The sequence below is a fragment of the Luteibacter sp. TLI7-4A genome (assembly GCF_056754745.1).
The window spans coordinates 896018-914692 of record NZ_JBPGWO010000001.1; the positions used below are offsets into that span (position 1 = coordinate 896018).

Here is an 18675-nt window from a genome sequence, read left to right on the forward strand (position 1 = left end):
TGCTGTCTTGTGTCATTTCCGGATGCTCGATGCGGAATCCCGCATAGTCGACGCGATGTGCACGATCTGCCCCGGTTTTCCGCGCACGCGGATGGCATCGCCGCGCCGGTCGGCTTCGTCGACGGCTTCGCCGTCGACGTGAACGCGGGGCCCCGCGCCGCGCAGTCTGACCCAGACGGCCTTTGGGCTCGAGTCAGCCGGCATGGTGACCGCCGCGGACAGCTGCGACCCTTCCTTCCTCAGCGTGATGCCGCAGCGCCCCCAGCGCGTGGGAGCGGCGTCCAGGCTCACCGGCTCGCCGGTATCGAGCCACGCGTGGGGAATCGCACGGGCCAGCCACAGCGTCTCGCCCGCGCTGTCGTCGAAGACGAAGGCCCAGCGAAGCAGCAAGGGGATCGTCATCTGCGCGGGCATGCAGAACAACGGCATGCCGCCGGTGATGTCGGCGACCTCGCCAGCGGTCCAGCTGCCGGGCGTGTGCGCATGGTGGCGATGCGCATAAAGGAACAGCAGGTATTCGTCGATGCGGTCCAGGCGCAACAGTTGTTGTGCATAGCCATAGGAGATGAAACCGAGGATATCGCGGCTTTTCGGGTCGACGGGCCCGATGTTCGCGACCACGCCGAGGGTGGTGGCACCATGGCCGCGCATGCCATCGATCACCACGTTGGCGAGGTCATCGGGCAGTACGTCCGCTTGCAGTAGCTCGGCATAGGCCCGATGTGGCCACTGTTGCTCGCTGGGCTTTTCCTGCGCGAGCGATTCGCGGAAGGTGAGCGTGACGCCGGGCAACGGCGGAACATAGGCTGGTTTCAGGTCGTGGCGGATGTTGGCACGCACGCTTTCCTCCACGCGCCGGACCAATGCCTCGGCACGCGTCTTCCACATCGAGGCGGCGGCGGACACCTCGACAGCGGGCCAGATGGCGGCGAGGTCGAGCAGGCCACGGGCGGCGAGTGCGCTGTTGGCGTAGTAGGGTTTCCACCAGAGTGCCGGGTCGGGAAAGAGGCAGGCATCCGACTCGTTCCAGCCGTGGATCAGGCCGTATCCAGGAGCGCTGGAGGGCAGCCGCAGGCTCTCGTCATGCAACTCCAGCAGCGTCGCGACCGTGACCTCGATCTTCTTGCGGTGCTTGCGCAAGAGGGACGCGTCGTTCGTGTAGTGAAAGTAACGTGCCAGAAGCGAAAGAGTCAGGCCGAATTGCCCCGTCTCGGCGCCGCGCATGTTGATCATGCCGTCGTCCTGGACGAAGTCACGGAAATAGCCGTCCAGTACCGCGGCGGCCTGTTCGAAGCGGCCCCATTCCAGGTTGGCGTAGAGCGAACTGGTGAAGGTGTCCTGGAAACCGTCGTATTCGTTGCCGTAGTAGTCGCGGTCGACGGCGCCGTACTTGGGGTAGGTGCCGTCCGGACGAACCACCAGCTCGCGGGCGAATGCGTGGGCGACCATGTCGGACCATCCCGCCGAGGGGATGCGCACGGGCGCGAGGTCGGCCAGCTGGGCACGCCAGTAGTCGTGGAAGCGCAGCAGAGCCGCGTAGAAGGCGTCGGCCTGCGGCGGTTCGCGGCGCGGGGAATAGGCGGGGTAGCTGTGTCCGTAGACCACGCGGGTGAACCGGCCATGCTCGACCAGCGCGGTCCGGTGCCAGGTCTGCACGACGAAGCGGTCGTTCGCATCCACGTCGGCGAACACGAGCACGTCGTACCAGCGGCCGTCGTCCAGCGGCACCACCTTGTGCACCGCCGGCAGCCACCCACCGAGCAAGCCTTCGCGCCGGCGCGCGACTTTCTTCGGCTCGTGCAGGTCGGCGAAGACCTGGTCGGCGTGATAGGTGCGCGTGCTGCCGGAGGTATAGACGGGCATCGTGTCCGCGCATTGGCGGGTGCCGACGAACGTGGTCCAGGGCAAGCGGCCGTAGTAGTTCTCGGGGTCCAGCGACGATGCCGCGGGCGGAGCGGCCAGGCGCACCTGTGCCTCGTCCGGCTCGCCCTGCGCAAGGAGGTGCTCCGCGAGGAGATCCGCTCCGGCTAGCGCGACATCGGCCAGTGTCATGCCGAAGTAGGGTTGCGCGGCTTCGTCGTAGGTCGCTTCGGTGCGCTTGTCGATCACGCAGGCCTGCGTGCCATCGTGGAGCACGATCGGGCCGTCGGGGTGGGACAGGTCCTCGCCCGCCTTCCAGTCGCGCCCTTGCAGGCGAAAACCGGGCAGGCCGACGAGGTGCTCGCGCGGAACGTCGGCAAGCGGAACGCGCGCGGGCGCGATGGCCGCGCGAACCGCCGTCTTGCCGGTGGAGGCCGGTGGCGGCGCGAACGCTTCCGCCGTCAGCGGACCCAGGCCAGCGGCGGCGCCCGTTGCCGCCAGCACGCGGAGGAAGTCGCGCCGGTCCATGGCCGTGTCGTCGCGCTCACTCATCGTCGTCGTCCAGGGCCAGTTCGTGGGCCGGCAAGCCGGTACGCTCACCCCAGTAGTAGATGCCGATCGCCATGACCAGCACGGTGAGCGAATCCCACGGATGCGCGATGGCGCCGACACCACCGAAGGTGCCCAGCCACGAGACGATCATCGTCAGCGCGTAGAAGCCGATGAGCCACAGCGACGAGCGCACGTTACGCATCAGCCGCTCCCAGTCACCCCCTGTCACCAGCTTGTAGACGACGTAGATGGCGAACATCACGATCTGCAAACCCAGCAGCCACGAGACCGTGGCCCATGTGGACCAGTAGACGATCAGCGCCGCCACGGCGAAGGACAGCGGTCCGATCAGGCCGAAGGCCTTGACCCGGAACGGGCGGACGAGGTCCGGCGCGCTCCGGCGCAACGCGGCGACGGTCACCGGCGCGACGGCGTAGCTGAGCACGAGGGCGGCGGAAACCACCTGGATCAAGGCTTCCCACGACGGAAATGGCAGGGTCCAGAACACCGATAGTGCGAAGGTCAGCCAGAGCGCCGGGCGTGGGATACCGGACTTGCGATCGATGCGCGTGAGCACCGGGAGGAAGGAGCCACTGCGCGCCCATCCGTAGACGATGCGCGGCGTGGCATTCATGTAGATGTTGCCGGTGCCGCTGGGCGAGATCACCGCGTCGCACACGACCAGCGTGGCCAGCCAGCCCAGGCCGAGGGCCATGGCGATGTCGTGGTACGGCAGGGCGAAGGCCTTGTCCACGCCGGCCCATCCGCCGCCCAGCAATTCAGTGGGAATGCCGCCGAGGAAGGCGAGCTGGAGCAGCACGTAGATCACCGTGGAGAGCACCACGGAAAGGATCAGGGCGATGGGGATCGTGCGTTGTGGATCGCGCACCTCGCTGGCGACCGACACGATCGGCGTCAGGCCGAGGTAGGCGAAGATGATGCCGCCTGCGGAGATCGCCGCCTCCACGCCCGAGAGACCGTTCGGGGCGATGCCGTGGATGGTCAGGTTGCCCGGATGGAAGTGCGTCAACAGCAGCACGATGACCAGCAGGGGCACGACGAACTTGAAGATGCTGACGATGTTGTTCGCCTTGGCGAACGCCTTCACGCTGAAGTAATTCAGCACGAAGAACGCCGCGAGCAGGGCGAACTGCACGATCCATCCGAGAAGGCTGGCATGCGAACTGCCGGGCACGTTCAACGCCGGCATCCAGGCCGCCGCATACTGCCGGCAGGCCACCACCTCGATAGCGATCAGGCTGGAGAACGCGATCAGCGTGATGAAGCCCATCAACGAGCCAAGCAACGGACCGTGCGAATACTCCGGATAGCGCACGGCCCCACCGGCGCGGGGAAGCGCGGCGCCGAGTTCGCAGTACACCAGCCCGAGCAGCAATACGGCCACGCCGCCGATCACCCACGAGAGGATGCCCGCCGGCCCCGCCAGTGCGCTGACGTGGCTGGCGGCGAAGAGCCAGCCCGAACCGAAGATGGCGCCGAGGCCGATGAAGGTGAGGTCCACCAGGCTGAGTTGCTTATGAAACCTGCCCTGCGGGGGCGCGGACGCGTCGGCCATGGTCAGTGATCCTTTCCTGCATAAGGGGACTTCCCGCCGCCGGCGATGAAGGCGTCGATCCGTGCCGCCAGCACGGGAAGCGGCACCGAACCCGTCGACAGCACGGTGTCGTGGAAGGCGCGGATGTCGAAGCGCTTGCCGAGCGCTTTCTCCGCCTTCGCGCGTCCGTCGCGGATCGCCATCTCCCCGAGGTAATACGAGAGCGCCTGGGCAGGCCACGCGATGTAGCGATCCACTTCCGTATCGATCTCGTGTTCGGCCAGGGCCGTGTTGTCGCGCAGGTACTGGCGGGCCTGCTCGCGTGTCCAGTGCATCTGGTGGATGCCGGTGTCGACGACGAGCCGTGCGGCGCGCCATGCCTGGTAGCTGAGGTAACCGAAGCGTTCGTACGGCGTATGGTAGATGCCCATCTCCTGTCCCAGATACTCGCAGTACAACGCCCAGCCTTCGCCATAGGCGGAGATATACGTATAGCGGCGGAAGTCCGGAAGACCGTCCATCTCCGCGGCCAGGGGCATTTGCAGCGCGTGGCCCGGCGAGGATTCGTGCAAGGTCAGCGCAGGCAGCGAGTAGAGCGGACGGGCGGGGAGGTTGTACGTGTTGACGAGGTAGATGCCCGGCCCACCGCGCCCGCCGGTGTAGATAGGGGCGAGATCGGCGGGGACGGGCTTGATCGCGAAACGCCGGCGCGGCAGGCGGCCGATGTAGTCGCCGACCACGCCATCCACTTCCTTCGCTATCCATGCCGCGTCCTTGAGCAGTTCGTCCGGTGTCTTCGCGTAGAAGCGCGGATCGCTACGCAGGAACTGGAGGAAATCGGCGAAGCTGCCCTTGAATCCCACCTCCTTGATGATGTCGAGCATCTGCTGGTGGATCGAGGCCATCTCCTTCAGGCCGACCGCATGGATCGCATCGGGACTCATGTCGAGCGTGGTGTATTCCAGGATCTGCGACCGATAGAACGCCTCGCCATCGGGCAGGTCCACGGCGGCGAGGCTGTCGCGTGCCTTCGGCGCGTATTCCTCGCGCAGGAAACGCAGCAGCTTCGCGTAAGACGGGATCACCTGCGCATCGATGATGGCGAGCGCTTCCGCGCGAAGCCTGGCCTGTTCGGCGGCAGGCACGCTGGCCGGCATCTTCTGGAACGGCGTATAGAAGAGGTTGGCTTCTCCCTTCGTCCCGGCGGTCTGCTGGATGCCGTCGTACTGGCTTTCAACGATGAGCTTCGGCTGGGTGAATCCCCGCGCCATGCCCAGGCGCATGTTGGCGATCTGCTCGTCGAAGTAACGCGGGATGTCACGCAGCTTGCCCAGGTAATGCCGGTAATCGTCCTCACGCAGGAAGCTGCCGCGCGCACTGAAACCGAGGTTGCTCCAGAACGCCGAGTCCGCGTTGAACGGCATCTGCCAGGTCTTGTCGCGCTGATCGGCGAGCAAGACCTCGACCTGCTGCCGGTAGACCGCGTAGTCGACAGGGCCTTCCCCGCGCAGCTGTTTCGGGTCGATCGCATGCAATTGCTTCAGCACGTCGGCCCAGTACCGTTCGCGTGCCTCCTGCGTGGCGGCGTCCACCTTGGGCAGGTTCGACGAGTCACGGCCAGGACCGTCCTCGTCATCGGCCCCGGCGAACTGCTGCTGGCGCCAGGTCCATTCGCGTTCATGGATCGCCTCGAACCGCTGGTTCGCATCCTCCGTGGCGTGGGCGATGGGCAGGGCGCCGAGGATGAGTCCAAGCAGGCAGGCCACGCGGGCAACGGACAGGGGCACGGCGATCTCCGCTCAGGGTTGGTGGGTCTTTCCGGCTTTCACGGCAGCGATCCATGCGTTGGTGCGCGCGTCCAGCATGTCCAGCGGCATGGCGCCGCCGGAGAGCATCTGGTCGTGGAAGGCGCGTATATCGAAGCGGTCGCCGAGTTCCTTCTGCGCGCGCCGGCGGAGTTCGAGGAATTTCAGCTGGCCCAGCTTGTAACCGAGCGCCTGGCCTGGCCACGCGATATAACGGTCGGTCTCCGCCTGCATGCTCGGTTCGTCCTCGGCCGGATGGGCATGGAAGAAGTCGATCATCTGTTGCCGGTTCCAATGCAGCGCGTGCGTCCCCGTGTCCAGCACGAGGCGGTCGGCGCGCAGCAGCTCGCCGCTCAACCGGCCGTAATCCTCGTAGGCATCCTTGTAGAAACCCACGTCCTTGGCCAGCCGCTCGGCATAGAGCGCCCAGCCCTCGATATACGCGTTGTATCCGGCTTGCTGGCGGAACGGAGGCAGGGGCAGGGTCTGTGCGATGGAGATCTGCAGGTGATGACCGGGCACGCCTTCGTGATAGGCGGTGTCTTCGATCGTGTACAGGCCACGCTGCTCGTAGTCGCCGGTGTTGACGAAGACGATGCCGGGACGTGATCCGTCGGGCGTGCCCTGGTGGTATTCCGCGCCTGCGGCGTCTTTCTCGCGATAGCGCTCCACCGCCTGCACCCGCAACGCCGTCTTCGGCAGCGTGCCGAACAGCTTGGGCAGCTCCGGTTGCATGCCTGCGATGTACTTCCGGTAGTCGTCGAGGATCTGCTCACGCGAACTCGCGTATAGCTTGCGATCGCTGGCCACGGCCTTGCGCAACGCGGGCAGGTCCGCATAACCGAGCTTGTGCGCGATGGCGGTCATCTCGCCTTCGATGCGTTTCACCTCGTCCAGGCCGATCTGGTGGATGCGCTGCGGGGAAAGCTCGGTGGTCGTCTGCGTATGGATGGCGAAGCGGTAGCGCGCATCGCCGTCGGGCAGCGACCAGATGCCTTCCTGGCTGCGGCCATGCGGCGCGTATTCCCTCGCGACGAAGTCGGCCAGCTTGCGGTACGCCGGACGCACCTTGTCGTCGACGGCGGCGAGGATCGCCTTGCGCAACCGTGCCTGGTCGGCGGCGGGGACACCCTTTGGAAACTGCGCCACGGGCTGGCCGAAGACGTTGTCCTCGTCTTTCGCGGCGGCGATGTCCCGGGCCTGCTTGACCACCTTTTCCAGGAGGTAACGCGGCTGCATCAATCCATCGGCCATGCCCAGGCGCGAGGCGGCGATCATCTGGTCGATGGCTGTGGGCACGGCTTCAAGACGCTTGAGGTAATCCTCGTAATGCGCCGTGCTGTCGAAGGGAATGGTGGAGACGAAACCGGGTAGGGCGAGATGGGCGCCGCCGATCTGGTCGAGCGGCATCTCGTAGTTTTTCAGGCGGATCGCTTCCAGGCGGTCTTGCAGTTCGCGGATCGCCATGTCGCGGCTGAGCCGGCGTTGCTCGTCCAGGCCTGCCGGGTCCACCGCGTCGAAACGCTTCAGGAAGGCTTCGGTGGCCTTGCGGTCGTCAGCCACATGGGCCGGTGAATAGTCGGTCCAGCGGTCGTTGTAGCGGTAGTCGCCGATCGTGGTGGCGAGTTCCGGACTTTCCTTCAGCTGGTATTCCCATCGTTGCGCCACCAGGGCGTCGAACGCGGCGGCCCCCGTCGTTGCACCGTGGGCGGCGATGAAGGGCCCGGCAAGCAGGCCGCACAGGCAGAGTCCCCGGACGATCGGGCGAAGCTTCATCGAACACCCCTTCACGAATATGACACCTCGATGCTCACCCGTGTGGCCGCCGGGCGCTAGAAGCGATTGCCCGACGACCATGCGGAATTGGGCACAATGGGTGCGCAGGCCTCAATCGGCGAACGGCTGGTCGATCGCTGGCGAGGGCTGGGTGAACCACGCGCCGCCATCCCCGGTCACGTAAAAATGATCCTCCAGGCGAATACCGAAGCGACCGGGCACGACGATCATCGGCTCGTTGCTACAGCACATGCCGGGTCCGAGCAGGGTGCGATTGCCGCGGACGAGATACGGCGCCTCGTGAATGGCCAGTCCGCAGCCGTGCCCGGTGCGGTGGGGCAGGCCGGGAAGCCGGTAGTCCGGGCCCAGTCCACCCGTTTCGAGCACCCGCCGCGCCGCCGCGTCGATCTCGGCACAAGCCACGCCGGGGCGCACGGCGTCGAACGCGGCCTGCTGCGCGGCGCGCTCCAGTTTCCAGATGCGTGCCTGGTCGGCGTCGGGCGTGCCGAAGACGTAGCTCCGGGTGATGTCGGACTGGTAGCCCTGCACGCTGCATCCGGTATCGATCAGCACCAGGTCGCCGCGCTCCAGGTATTGCTCGCCAGGGATGCCGTGAGGGAATGCCGTGGCATGCCCGAACTGGACGATGCAGAACGTCGAGCCGTTGTCGGCGCCCAGCGCGCGATGGGCTTCGTCGATGAAGCGTTTCACCTCACCGGTGCCGATGCCTTCGTGGAGCATGCCGGCGGCCAGCCGTTGCACCTGCAGCGTCATGGCCGTGGCCTGCTTCATCAGGGCCAGCTCGGCGTCGGACTTCGACATGCGGCAACCGTCGATGATAGCCGTGCCGTCGACGATCTCGCCGTACGGGAATACGCGGCGCAGCGCCTCGAAGACACCGAAAGGCGCCGCCGGATCGAGCGCCAGGATGCGCCCGCCGGCAGCTGTCAGACGGTTCGCCACCAAGGCCTGCGGGTCCTCGTGCTCTTCCCACATGGACAGTTCGACCGGATGGGCCATCACGGCGCGCAGCGATCCCTCCTCGAACGCGGGACAGACCAGCACGGGCTCGCCACGGCGCGGCAGCAGCAAGGCCACCAGGCGTTCGGTGGCGCCCCAGGGAATCCCGGTGAAATAGCGAAGCGAGTTGCCGGCGCCGACCAGCAACGCATCGGCGCCGATATCGTGGAGGAGTGTCCGGGCGTGCTCGATGCGCGCGAGGTATTCCTCGCGGGCGATGGGTGCGGCGACGGCGTTCCATGGCGCCAGGGCCGCACGCGCGTCCGCCGGTGAAAGGTGGCCGATCTGGTTCATCGGGAGGCCCCCACGTCGGCTTCGGTCCATCGGCCGTCGATGCGCCGTTGGATCGGCCCTGGGTTGCGATCGCGCAGTTCCGGCGGCAGCAACGTCTCGGGCACGTTGTCGTAGCTGTGCAGGGCGGCGAAGCGGTGGATCGCGGTGGGCATGCCCACCGCGGTGAAGCCGGGATGGCCCGTCGCGGGGTAGGGGCCGCCATGATTCATCGCCGGGCTGACCGCCACGCCGGTGGGCATGCGGTTGGCGATGAGACGGCCCACGCGCTTGCGCAAGGGTGGAGCGACTGCTTGCCAGAGCGCGTCGTCGCTGCCGTCGGCGGCGCGGTACAGCGTCGCCGTGAGGTTGCCCTCGAAGGCTTCGGCGATCGCCGCCATCGCGGTCTCGTCCGCGCCGCTGACGAGCAGGCTCACGGGACCGAACGCTTCCGCCTGCAGGGCATCGCGATGGGCGAGGAAGGTCGCGGCGTCGACATGGAGCAAGGTGGGTTCGAAGCGGTAGCCCTGGCCGGCGCCCTCGCTTCCGCCGGCCAGCACGCCGGCACCGGCCTCGACGAGGGCCCGCACGGCGCGCGCGAGGTTTTCCTGCACGCCACGGGAGAACAGCGGGCGCGGCGTCGCCGACGCGAACTGTTTCGTGGCGGCGGCGACGAAGGTATCGCCGGCCTCGCCCTGCGCGACCACGACGATGCCGGGATTGGTGCAGAACTGGCCGCTGCCCATGGTGCACGAGGCGAAGAACTCCTGCGCGAGCGGTTCCGCGCGTTCCGCCAACGCACCGGGCAACAGGAACACCGGATTGACGCTGGAAAGTTCCGCGTACATCGGCACGCCGGCCGCATCGGCGGCGGCCTTCAGGGCGAGGCCACCCGCGCGGCTGCCCGTGAAGCCGATGGCGCCCAGCCTCGCGTCACCGGCCAGGGCCACGCCCAGCGCGTCGTCGAAGTGGTAGAGCATCTGCACCGACGCGGCCGGCAGGCCGGTGTCGAGCAGCGCCGTGTGTGCGAGTTCGGCGAGGCGGCGGCTGGTCGCCGGATGCGACGGATGCGCCTTGGCGATCACCGGGTTGCGCGCGGCGATGGCCGATGCGAAGTCGCTGCCGGCGATGGCGTTGAAGGCGAACGGGAAATTATTGGGCCCGAACACCAGTACCGGCTTGCCCAGCGGTGCGCGGTGCGCACGCAAGCCGGTGGCGGTGTCGATGATCGGATCGGTCCACGCGTAGTCGCGGACGGCGCGCGCCGCCTGCCGCAGTTGTCCGCTCGTGCGCGGCAGTTCCACCGAGCGCAGGCGTGGCTCGGCGGGCAGCGCGGTTTCCTCCGCGGCCAGCGCGACCAGCGTGTCCGCGTCCTCCTCGATCGCCTGTGCGTAGCGGTCGAGGAAATCGGCGATGCGCGCTGGCGATGTCGCCGCCAGTTCCGCCGCCGCCGAGGAAGCGGCGGCGAGCGCGGCTTCCAGGTCGGCCGCGCCACTGATGGGAAACGCGGGGCCGATCGGCTCGGCCCGCGTCGGGTCTTCGGCACGGAATGCGCCGGCCGCACCGAGCGATGCGCACCAGCGGCCGCCGAGCAGCAGTTTCGCATCGGCCTGCATGATTCAGAGCTCCGGTTTCGTGGCGATGGCGTGGTCGATCACGGCCAGCGCGGCCTCGCGTTCGGCACCCGTGACCGTCAAGCGTGGAGCACGTACGGTTTCGCTGCCCATGCCGGTCTTGGCCTGCACGAGCTTGATCAGCTGCACGAAGGTGGGCACCGTGTCGAGGCGGAGCAGCGGCAGGAACCATGCGTACAGCGACTCCGCGGCGCGGGGGCCGCCATCGCGCGCGAGTTCGAACAGCTTCACCGACTCCTTCGGGTACGCGTTGACGAGGCCGGCGATCCAGCCCACCGCTCCCATGCTCACGCCTTCGACGAGGGCATCGTCCATGCCGACAAGGAGGTCGAGGCGATCGCCGAGCAGGACGCGAATGGCGGCGAAACGGCGCACGTCACCGGAAGATTCCTTCACCGCTTGCAGGTTCGGGAACTGCGCGGCGAGTTCGGCGATCTGCGCGGGCGCGAAATCGGTCTTGTAGGCGACCGGATTGTTGTAAAGCATGCAGGGCAGGTCGGTGGCCGCGATGACGGCCTTTACATGCGCGCTCATTTCGCGCCAGTCGGTGGAATACACGTACGGCGGCAGCACCATCAAGCCGGCGCAGCCGATGGCCTTGGCTTCCTTCGCGAGGCGCACGGCCTCATCGGTCGAGAGCGAGGCGACGCCGGGAATCACCGGCGCACGGCCGTCGAGCGCCTTGACCAGGGTACGCAGGATGTCGGTCTTCTCCTCGTAGCTCAGCGTAGCCGCTTCGCCGAGGGAGCCGAGGGGCACGATGCCTTTGCAGCCGGCGTCGATCATCTGCGACGCATGGCTGGCGAGGAAGGCGTGGTCGACCTTGCCATCGGCGGTGAAGGGCGTGGTGACGGCGGGCAGGACACCGCGCCAGAAAGTTGCCTTGCTCATGATGTGTAGCCTCTGGTATCGCTGACGGAAGAAAGAAGGGGTTCGCCCAGGGTGGCCAGGCGAGCGGGAAAGAGGGGCGGCCGCACGCCGCCGCGCGGGCCATGCCCGAGTTCGGCGAGCGCGCCGCCGCAGATGCGGCCCTGGCACGCGCCCATGCCGCAGCGCGTGGCGAGCTTCGCTTCGCGGGCGTCGGCGTGGGGGCGCACGGCGCCGAGGGTGACGTCCTCGCACCGGCAGATCGTCGTGTCGTCGTTCGCGAGGCCGCGCACGTCGTCGCGGAGCGAGAAGTGTTCGCGTAGCGAGGCGGCGAAGGCTCGCGCGCGATCGCGCCGGTGCAATAGCGCGGGTGGCACGTCCGCGCCTGCGGCGGCCAGGCCCGCGATGCGGCCCTCCACCCTGGCGCAGTCGAGTCCGCCGATACCGCAGGCTTCGCCGGCGGCGAATACGCGCGGTTGGCTCGTGGCCTGCCACGGTCCTACCTGCACACGCGCATGCGCGCCTTCCGGCTCCAGCGCGCACCCGAGCAATTGGGCCAGTTCCACCTGCGGCAGCAGGCCGTAGCCCACCGCCAACAGGTCGCATTCGATGTGTTCGTCGCCTCGGCCGGCGCGTACATGCGCGCCGCCGACGCCGTGATCGCCCTCGGCGGCGGTCACGATGCTGCCGGTCCGATAAGGGATACGCGCGAGTTCGAGTCGCAGCCGTGCCGCTTGAGCGAGCTTGCCCGGCCAACGCCAGAGGCCGGCGGCGAAGCGATGCACGGCGGATGCGCTGGCCTGCTCGTGGATGCCCACGACGTGCGCGCCGTGCCGTCGCGCGGTTGCCGCGGCCGCCAACAGCAGCGGCCCGCTGCCGGCGATGAGCACGCGCTTGCCACGCAAGGGCCAGCCTTGCTTGGCCAGGGCCTGTAAACCGCCGGCACCGGTGACGCCGGGCAGGGTCCAACCGGGAAAGGGCAAGAGGAGTTCGCGTCCGCCCGTGGCGAGTACCAGCGCGCCATAGGCGAGATGGAAGCCGCGATGCGCGTCCTGCAAGAGCAGCCGTTCCGGTTCGACGGCGACGACCTGCGTTCCTTCGAGGCACGTGATGTTGGCGTTCCCGGCGATGGCGCGGATCGCATCCATCGCCACACGCGGCTGGCCGTGCAGCCTGTCGTGCCGCCATACCTGGCCGCCCGCGCGTGGCTGGCTGTCGATCAGCACCACCCGCTTGCCCTGGCTCGCGGCGGCTTCCGCGGCGGCGAGGCCCGCCGGTCCGGCGCCGACGACGACGATGTCGCAGGCGTCAACCATCGGTTTCCACCCGCATGCCAGGATCGACGACGCGCTGGCAGGCGCGCTGCTGGGCCACGCCGTCGATGCGCACGCGGCATTCGAAACACACGCCCATGCCGCACAGCGGTGCGCGCGGCTCGCCTGTCACGGAACGGCGGAATGGCTCGCCGACGAGCGCGATCGCCGCCGCGACGGATACGCCCGCGGGCACGTGCACTCGGCGTCCGTTGACGGTGAGTCGCACGGTGCTCGTGGTCATGGGCGTACCCGCGCGGGATCGTAGGGCGTGGGATCGATGGCGGGTGCGCGACCGAGGATCTGGTCGATGACCACGCGCGCGCTACCCAGGGAGGTCGTTACCCCCAGCCCTTCGTGCGCGGCGGCCACCCAGACATCGTCGCGGCCAGGGGCACGGCCGAGATAGGGCAGGCCGTCCACGCTTACCGGGCGAAACCCCGTCCACAGGCGAATCGCGTCCAGTTCACGCAGCCGTGGAAGAAAGCGGAAGCTCCGTTCCAGCATGCGCCGGATCATCGCCATCGAAACATCGGCGTCGACGGCGTCGTATTCGCGCGACGAACCGATCAGGATCTGTCCGGTGGGGCGCGGCTGCACATTGAAGGCCACACTGGAGGCATCGCCGCCGTGCGCGCTGTCCGCGTAACCGAGTTCGAGCAGCTGATGGCGAATCACGCCGGGATAGCGGTCGGTGATCACCAGGTGCCCCTTGCGCAGGCGTACCGGCAGGCCGGGCAAGAGGGACGGCAACGCACCGCCATTGGCGAGCAGCACGCGGCCACTGAGCCGCCGCCCCCCGCGCAGGAGGACGCCGTGGTCCTCGAGGCGGAATACGGCATCGTGATGGTAAACGGCTCCCCGCGCGATCGCCTGATCGATCCCATGGCGGGCTACGGCCGGGGGAAACACCACCGCTTCGTTCGCCACGCGCATGCCGCCGGCGAGGCCGGGCGCGAGCGCGGGTTCGAGGCGGTAGAGTTCCCGCGCGTCGATCCTTTCCGCAGCCAGGCCGGAGGCGGCAAGCCGCGCGATCTTTTCCGGGATACGCGCGAACTCTTCGTCGTTGCTGGCTACCCACAGGGTTCCGCAGCGGCTGAATTCCGCGCGTGGCAGGTGCGCGAACGCTTCCCAGAGGCCTAGCGAGTAATGCGCCAGCGCGAGCTCGGCGGGGTCGTCGTCCATGGCCACGAGATGACCCATCGCCGCGGCGGTCGCGCCGCCTCCGACGACACCCGGTTCAACGATGGCGATGCGCATGCCCTGCGCCGTGGCGTAGTCGGCGCATGCCGCGCCCACGATGCCGGCACCGACGATGATCAGGTCGTGGCCGCTCACCCCGCGCCGATACCCCAGGCCAGCGGATCGGCCTCGTCGATCAGGATCTGTCCCTTCATGGTGACGTGCGCGCTACCGGTGATGCGGGGCAGGACGCCCGACGCGCCGGGCTGGAAGGTGACCTCGAACACGCTGCCGAGGATGCCCGCCTGCCGCCAGACGGCACCCGCGGACAGTTTTCCGTCGGCGGCCAGGCAGGCCACCTTGGCGCTGGTGCCGGTGCCGCAAGGCGAGCGGTCGTAAGCCATGCCGGGGCAGAGCACGAAGTTGCGGCCATCGGCGTCGGGTTGCCCGGGTGCCGCGTTCAATTCGATATGGTCGATTTCCGCGCCGTCCGCGCCGGTGATGCCTTCGCGTTCCAGCGCCGCGCGGATCGCCTCCGTATAGACGGTCAGCGCGCGTTGATTTTCGAGGGTCAGCGGCAGCGGCGTGTCCGCCGTGATGAAGAACCAGTTGCCGCCCCAGGCGACGTCGCCGACGACGCTGCCGTAGCCGGGGACGTCCAGGCGAACGTCCTTGCGGTGGCGATAGCTTTCCACGTTGTCGATCGACACCCGGCCGTCGTCCAGCAATTCGATGCCGACGGTACCCACCGGCGTTTCGAGGCGGTGCCGGCCCGGACCGATGCGCCCCAGGTGTTGCAACGTCCGGATCGTGCCGATGGTGCCGTGGCCGCACATGCCGAGGTAGCCGACGTTGTTGAAGAAGATCACCCCGGCGCAGGCCTCGGGATCGGCCGGCGGTACGAGCAGGGCGCCCACCATGGTGTCCGAGCCGCGCGGCTCGCAGGCGATCGCCTGGCGCCAGCGGTCGTGCTCCGCGCGCATGAGCCGCCGCCGTTCGGCGAGGGAACCGCTGCCCAGGTCGGGGAAGCCGGAGAGGACGACGCGTGTGGGTTCGCCGCCGGTATGCGAATCGATGAAGTCGAGGGTGTGCATGGCTTCATGCTCGCCGGGGACCGCCTCGGCGGGATAGAAACCTTTGCCGGATTCAGATGCGGAATTCAGCATACCCATCGAAGGCGGCCCGGCCGCCGTGGCGCCGCTGCCGTACTTGCCATCCCACCGCCCATCGGCCTTATGATGCGGTGCGGCAGTGAAATACCCCGTTGCCCATGCCGTCGCCGCTCGCCCCGGAGGAGCCCCGCGCCCGTGAAGATTTCCGCCGATGAACTCGAGCCGCTCTTCGATGCGCTTCCCGATGTGGTGTTCTTCGTCAAGGACACCCTGGGGCGCTACACGCATGCCAACCTGACCCTGGTCCGCCGCCTGGGCCTGAAGCATCGCAGCGACATCATCGGCAAGGACGTGACCGAGCTGTTCCCGACCACGATGGGTGGTTCCTACGCGGCGCAGGATCGTCGCGTGCTGGCCGGCGAGCTGATCGAGAACCAGCTCGAGGTGCATATCTTCAACAATCGCGCGCCAGGCTGGTGCCTGACGTGCAAGCGGCCGTTGATCTCGCGCGGCGAGGTGCGTGGCGTCATCGGTATTTCTCGCGACCTGGGCCAGCCGGACGGCAAGCATCCCACCTACGACCGGCTGCGCCGCGTGCTTGCGCACATGCAGGAACACTATGCCGACAACGTGCGCGTGCATACGCTGGCGACGCTCGCGGGCCTGTCGGTCGCGCAGCTGGAACGGCATTTCCGCCGGGTTTTCCAGCTCACGCCGCAACAGGTGCTGACCAAGGTGCGCATCGAAAGCGCGATGCGCCTGCTCGGCGGCGAGGACAGTGTCGCGGCCATCGGCATGGCATGCGGTTTCGTCGACCAGAGCGCCTTCGCGCGGCAGTTCAAGGCGACGGTGGGGATGACGCCGAGCGCTTACCGCATGATGGTCACGGCCGAGCGTTGACTCCAGTCGATGGCTCGGGGCTCGCTTCGAGTCTGTGGGAGCCTTGTCGGCGATGGGTGCTTGCCTCACCCTGGCCCGCTGCCGCGGGATCGCCGACAAGTCGGTTCCCACAGGGGGTTTAGTACACTTGCACACGAAACCTTGCACGGAACTTTCGTCGAATGGGCCCCGTATTCAGGTTTTTGAACGCATGCGAACCCCTCGCCGAGGCGGTGCGTCCATCCCCACTCCGGGTAGGTCATCCTTGCGCCGCCGTTATCCCATTGCGGTACGGCATCCTTCTTCTTTAGCGGAGTCATGACCATGCGCAAGCTCATTCTGGTGGCCGTTGTATCTTCTATTTTCTCCCTCGCGGCCGCCGCGGCGCCGCAATCGGCGCATGGTCACGGTGGTGGTCATGACAAGAACTCCATGACGGATCACGACGCGCACGGCGATGCCGTTTCGGCGGAGACCAAGGACGCCAGGCTGGATGGCGCCAAAGTCGGTACGGACGTCCGCGATGTCGCGCGTGATAGAGCAAACGGCAAGGGATTGACCAAGGGGCACGGTAAGGGCCATTGACGGAAGCCCGCTTCCCACCCGGTGAGGCATGCGACACGTGGCGAGCGTTGCTCTTTCCTTCCAACCCACCCCAGGGTCCAGAGAGCTGCCGGGCGCCACCCTCGGCGCGACATTAGGAGCCGAGGAGGGTCGGGCGGAAAAGGCCCGAAGGGGATCGGCCAGGACGGCCGATCGTTTCCGCTGAGCCAGGAGGGCGAATCGGAAACCCCCGCCCGACCGTCCGAGCCCGCCGGGGCGCAGCCATCAAACACGGCCGCGCCAGCGGCATCCTTCCCCAAGGGACGGCGACTACCGTCGCGCCGAGGGTGGCGCCCGGCAGCTCCCCTCGCCACGCACACGGCGAGCGCGAGGGCGAAGCCGAGCCCACGCGCCGCAAAAACAAAAAAACCGCCCCCCGGAGAGGACGGTTTCCATGTGTGGTGCCCGAGGTCGGACTCGAACCGACAAGCCTTGCGGCGGAGGATTTTGAGTCCTCTGCGTCTACCAATTCCACCACTCGGGCATGAGCGCGATTATGCGGGAATCAGTGGACGCGGTCGAGGCCCAACTGGCGTTCGTCGCGCAGGTACCAGTCGTCGCCCTGGGGGTTGAACACGGCGCACTGGGTCATGCGGCCCGAGTAGATGTGCAGGCTGACGGCCACCGAATCCTCGCTGGGATTGCGGATGGTGTGGTACTCGTGCGGGGGGATCAAGCTGCCGGCGGAGCCGGGGCCGGCCTGGATCGAGCCGACGGGGCGGAAGTGGTAGCGCTGGGCGTCGTGGTCGAGCAGTTCGTACTGGACGATCTCCAGCGCCCCGTTCCAGACGCCCTCCACGCACCACATGCCGCTATGGTCGTGGATCAGGGTGCCCTGGCCGGGCCCCCAGGTCATGGCGACCACGCTGTAGCCGTGTTCCTCGCTGCGGTAGAGCTCGCGGCGCGCGTAGTGGTCGCCGGCGGTCTCGAACACGCACGGGGGGAGCTGCACCTCCTGCGAGCGGATCAGCCGGCACAGCGCGTTGCGCAGGGTGTCGGTGATCGCCGGGGTGCTCGGCTGGGCGACCGAGGCGTCGATGGCCTCGATGAGCTTGCGGCTGCCCGGGAAGTCGACCGTGATCATGGGGTGGAACCTCTGGATGCGATGGCGTGGGGACGCCGGTCGCCACCGATCATAGCAGGGAGCGGAGGAAGCCCCCAATCGCCCGGCTGTAGTTCTCGATGTCCACCAGGAAGGCGTCGTGGCCCTGTGGCGAGTCCAGCGCCACGAACTCCACCTGCGCCCCGGCGGCCTCCAGGCCCTTGGCGATGGTTTCCTGCTGCTCCAGGGGAAACAGGATGTCCGTGCTCACCCCGATGACCAGGGCGCGGTCGACGTGGATCCGGGCCAGTCCGCGCATCACGTCGCCCTCGCCGTACTCGGCCACGTCGAACCAGTCGCTGGCGCGCGAGAGATAGAGGTAACTGTTCGGGTCGAACTGGCGGTTGAAGCGCCGCGCATGGCCTTCCAGGTACGACTCCACCTGGAATTCGAAGCCGAACGGCTCGTTGTCGTCGCGTTGCTCCGGGTCGAGGCGGATGCGGGCGAAACGGCCGTTCCATTCCATGGCCGAGCGGTAGGTGATGACACCGAGCTTGCGCGCGATGCTCATGCCGTGTTCCGGCCACTCGTCCCCGCCATAGCGACCTTCGTTCCAGTGCGGATCGAGACGGATCGCTTCACGCTGCAAGGAGCGGATGGCGATGGCGAAAGGCTGCGCCTGCGGCGCGGTGTCGACGCTGATGTGGGTCCGAGTGGCGCCCGGATGCAGCAGCATGTAGGCCAGCGCGCTCATGCCGCCCATGGAACAACCCACCAGGCAGGCCAGTTGAGCGATACCGAGCCCCGTCACCGCTTCGTACGCGGCGTTGGCGACATCTTCGAGCGACAACTCGGGGAAGGTCAGCCAGTACGGTTCGCCGGTGGCCGGATCGATGGAAGCGGCACAGGTGGAACCCTTGTCGCTGCCGAGCGAATTCACGCAGATGACGAAATAGCGATCCGTATCGAACGCGCGTCCCGGGCCGATCATGTCTTCCCACCAGCCGGGGCTGGGGTCCTCGGCGTTGGCCGCCGCGTGCGCGCTGGGCGACAGGCCGGTGAGGATCAGGATGGCGTTGTCACGCCCGGCCGCGAGCGTGCCCCAGGTCTCGAACGCCACGCGCGCGCCGTGCAGCTCTCCGCCGCGCTTCATGCGGAATGGCGAGGACAGCGTGTGGTAGCGGCGGGCGTCGCCCATGGGGTGT

Annotated in this window: 15 protein-coding genes and 1 tRNA gene; 2 read left to right on the forward strand and 14 right to left on the reverse strand. The window is 67.7% G+C overall.

All coding sequences use genetic code 11. From position 1 onward, the window contains the following. Window positions 1-12: 12 nt before the first annotated feature. The 11 genes from ACR9Y6_RS04010 to ACR9Y6_RS04060 form a co-directional block, all read right to left on the reverse strand. Window positions 13-2388 (reverse strand): twin-arginine translocation signal domain-containing protein, encoded by a 2376-nt coding sequence (locus ACR9Y6_RS04010; protein WP_481282686.1) that lies wholly within the window; start codon window positions 2386-2388, stop codon window positions 13-15. A 16-nt stretch (window positions 2389-2404) separates the two neighbouring features. Further along, the gene (locus tag ACR9Y6_RS04015; RefSeq protein WP_481280098.1) at window positions 2405-3988 is read right to left on the reverse strand and encodes an APC family permease; all 1584 of its coding nucleotides are present in this window, start codon (window positions 3986-3988) and stop codon (window positions 2405-2407) included. 2 nt (window positions 3989-3990) lie between these two features. Then, entirely contained in the window at window positions 3991-5754 is a 1764-nt protein-coding gene (locus ACR9Y6_RS04020) for a DUF885 domain-containing protein (protein ID WP_481280099.1), read from the reverse strand. Window positions 5755-5766: 12 nt separating this feature from the next. Continuing rightward, on the reverse strand, window positions 5767-7548 hold the full coding sequence (locus ACR9Y6_RS04025) for a DUF885 domain-containing protein (RefSeq protein WP_481280100.1): 1782 nt from the start codon (window positions 7546-7548) through the stop codon (window positions 5767-5769). A 111-nt stretch (window positions 7549-7659) separates the two neighbouring features. Then, window positions 7660-8862: a M24 family metallopeptidase gene (locus ACR9Y6_RS04030; RefSeq protein ID WP_481280101.1), complete on the reverse strand. Its 1203-nt coding sequence runs from the start codon at window positions 8860-8862 to the stop codon at window positions 7660-7662. After that, window positions 8859-10454, reverse strand: a complete 1596-nt coding sequence (locus ACR9Y6_RS04035; protein ID WP_481280102.1) for an aldehyde dehydrogenase family protein — start codon at window positions 10452-10454, stop codon at window positions 8859-8861. Before ACR9Y6_RS04035 ends, ACR9Y6_RS04030 begins: the two co-directional genes overlap by 4 nt. 3 nt (window positions 10455-10457) lie before the next feature. After that, window positions 10458-11363, reverse strand: a complete 906-nt coding sequence (locus ACR9Y6_RS04040) for a dihydrodipicolinate synthase family protein (protein ID WP_481280103.1) — start codon at window positions 11361-11363, stop codon at window positions 10458-10460. Beyond that, window positions 11360-12655 (reverse strand): FAD-dependent oxidoreductase, encoded by a 1296-nt coding sequence (locus tag ACR9Y6_RS04045; RefSeq protein WP_481280104.1) that lies wholly within the window; start codon window positions 12653-12655, stop codon window positions 11360-11362. The genes ACR9Y6_RS04040 and ACR9Y6_RS04045 overlap by 4 nt, the downstream gene beginning before the upstream one ends. After that, window positions 12648-12896, reverse strand: a complete 249-nt coding sequence (locus tag ACR9Y6_RS04050; RefSeq protein WP_481280105.1) for a (2Fe-2S)-binding protein — start codon at window positions 12894-12896, stop codon at window positions 12648-12650. Before ACR9Y6_RS04050 ends, ACR9Y6_RS04045 begins: the two co-directional genes overlap by 8 nt. Then, on the reverse strand, window positions 12893-13990 hold the full coding sequence (locus tag ACR9Y6_RS04055) for an NAD(P)/FAD-dependent oxidoreductase (protein ID WP_481280106.1): 1098 nt from the start codon (window positions 13988-13990) through the stop codon (window positions 12893-12895). The genes ACR9Y6_RS04050 and ACR9Y6_RS04055 overlap by 4 nt, the downstream gene beginning before the upstream one ends. Then, complete coding sequence (locus ACR9Y6_RS04060; RefSeq protein WP_481280107.1) at window positions 13987-14928, reverse strand: 4-hydroxyproline epimerase; 942 nt, start codon at window positions 14926-14928, stop codon at window positions 13987-13989. The genes ACR9Y6_RS04055 and ACR9Y6_RS04060 overlap by 4 nt, the downstream gene beginning before the upstream one ends. Window positions 14929-15141: 213 nt before the next feature. Between ACR9Y6_RS04060 and ACR9Y6_RS04065 the strand changes: the two genes are divergently transcribed. Continuing rightward, on the forward strand, window positions 15142-15846 hold the full coding sequence (locus ACR9Y6_RS04065; protein ID WP_481280108.1) for an AraC family transcriptional regulator: 705 nt from the start codon (window positions 15142-15144) through the stop codon (window positions 15844-15846). Window positions 15847-16149: 303 nt separating this feature from the next. Continuing rightward, window positions 16150-16410, forward strand: coding sequence for a hypothetical protein (locus ACR9Y6_RS04070; RefSeq protein ID WP_481280109.1), 261 nt, complete (start codon window positions 16150-16152; stop codon window positions 16408-16410). Window positions 16411-16827: 417 nt separating this feature from the next. On the opposite strand, the gene ACR9Y6_RS04075 is transcribed toward ACR9Y6_RS04070, so the two are convergent. The 3 genes from ACR9Y6_RS04075 to metX form a co-directional block, all read right to left on the reverse strand. Further along, window positions 16828-16912: transfer RNA gene (locus ACR9Y6_RS04075), tRNA-Leu, on the reverse strand. 21 nt (window positions 16913-16933) lie between these two features. Next, entirely contained in the window at window positions 16934-17512 is a 579-nt protein-coding gene (locus ACR9Y6_RS04080; RefSeq protein WP_481280110.1) for a cysteine dioxygenase family protein, read from the reverse strand. Between the two features lie 49 nt (window positions 17513-17561). Beyond that, on the reverse strand, window positions 17562-18668 hold the full coding sequence (gene metX, locus ACR9Y6_RS04085) for a homoserine O-acetyltransferase MetX (protein WP_481280111.1): 1107 nt from the start codon (window positions 18666-18668) through the stop codon (window positions 17562-17564). Between the last annotated feature and the right edge of the window lie 7 nt (window positions 18669-18675).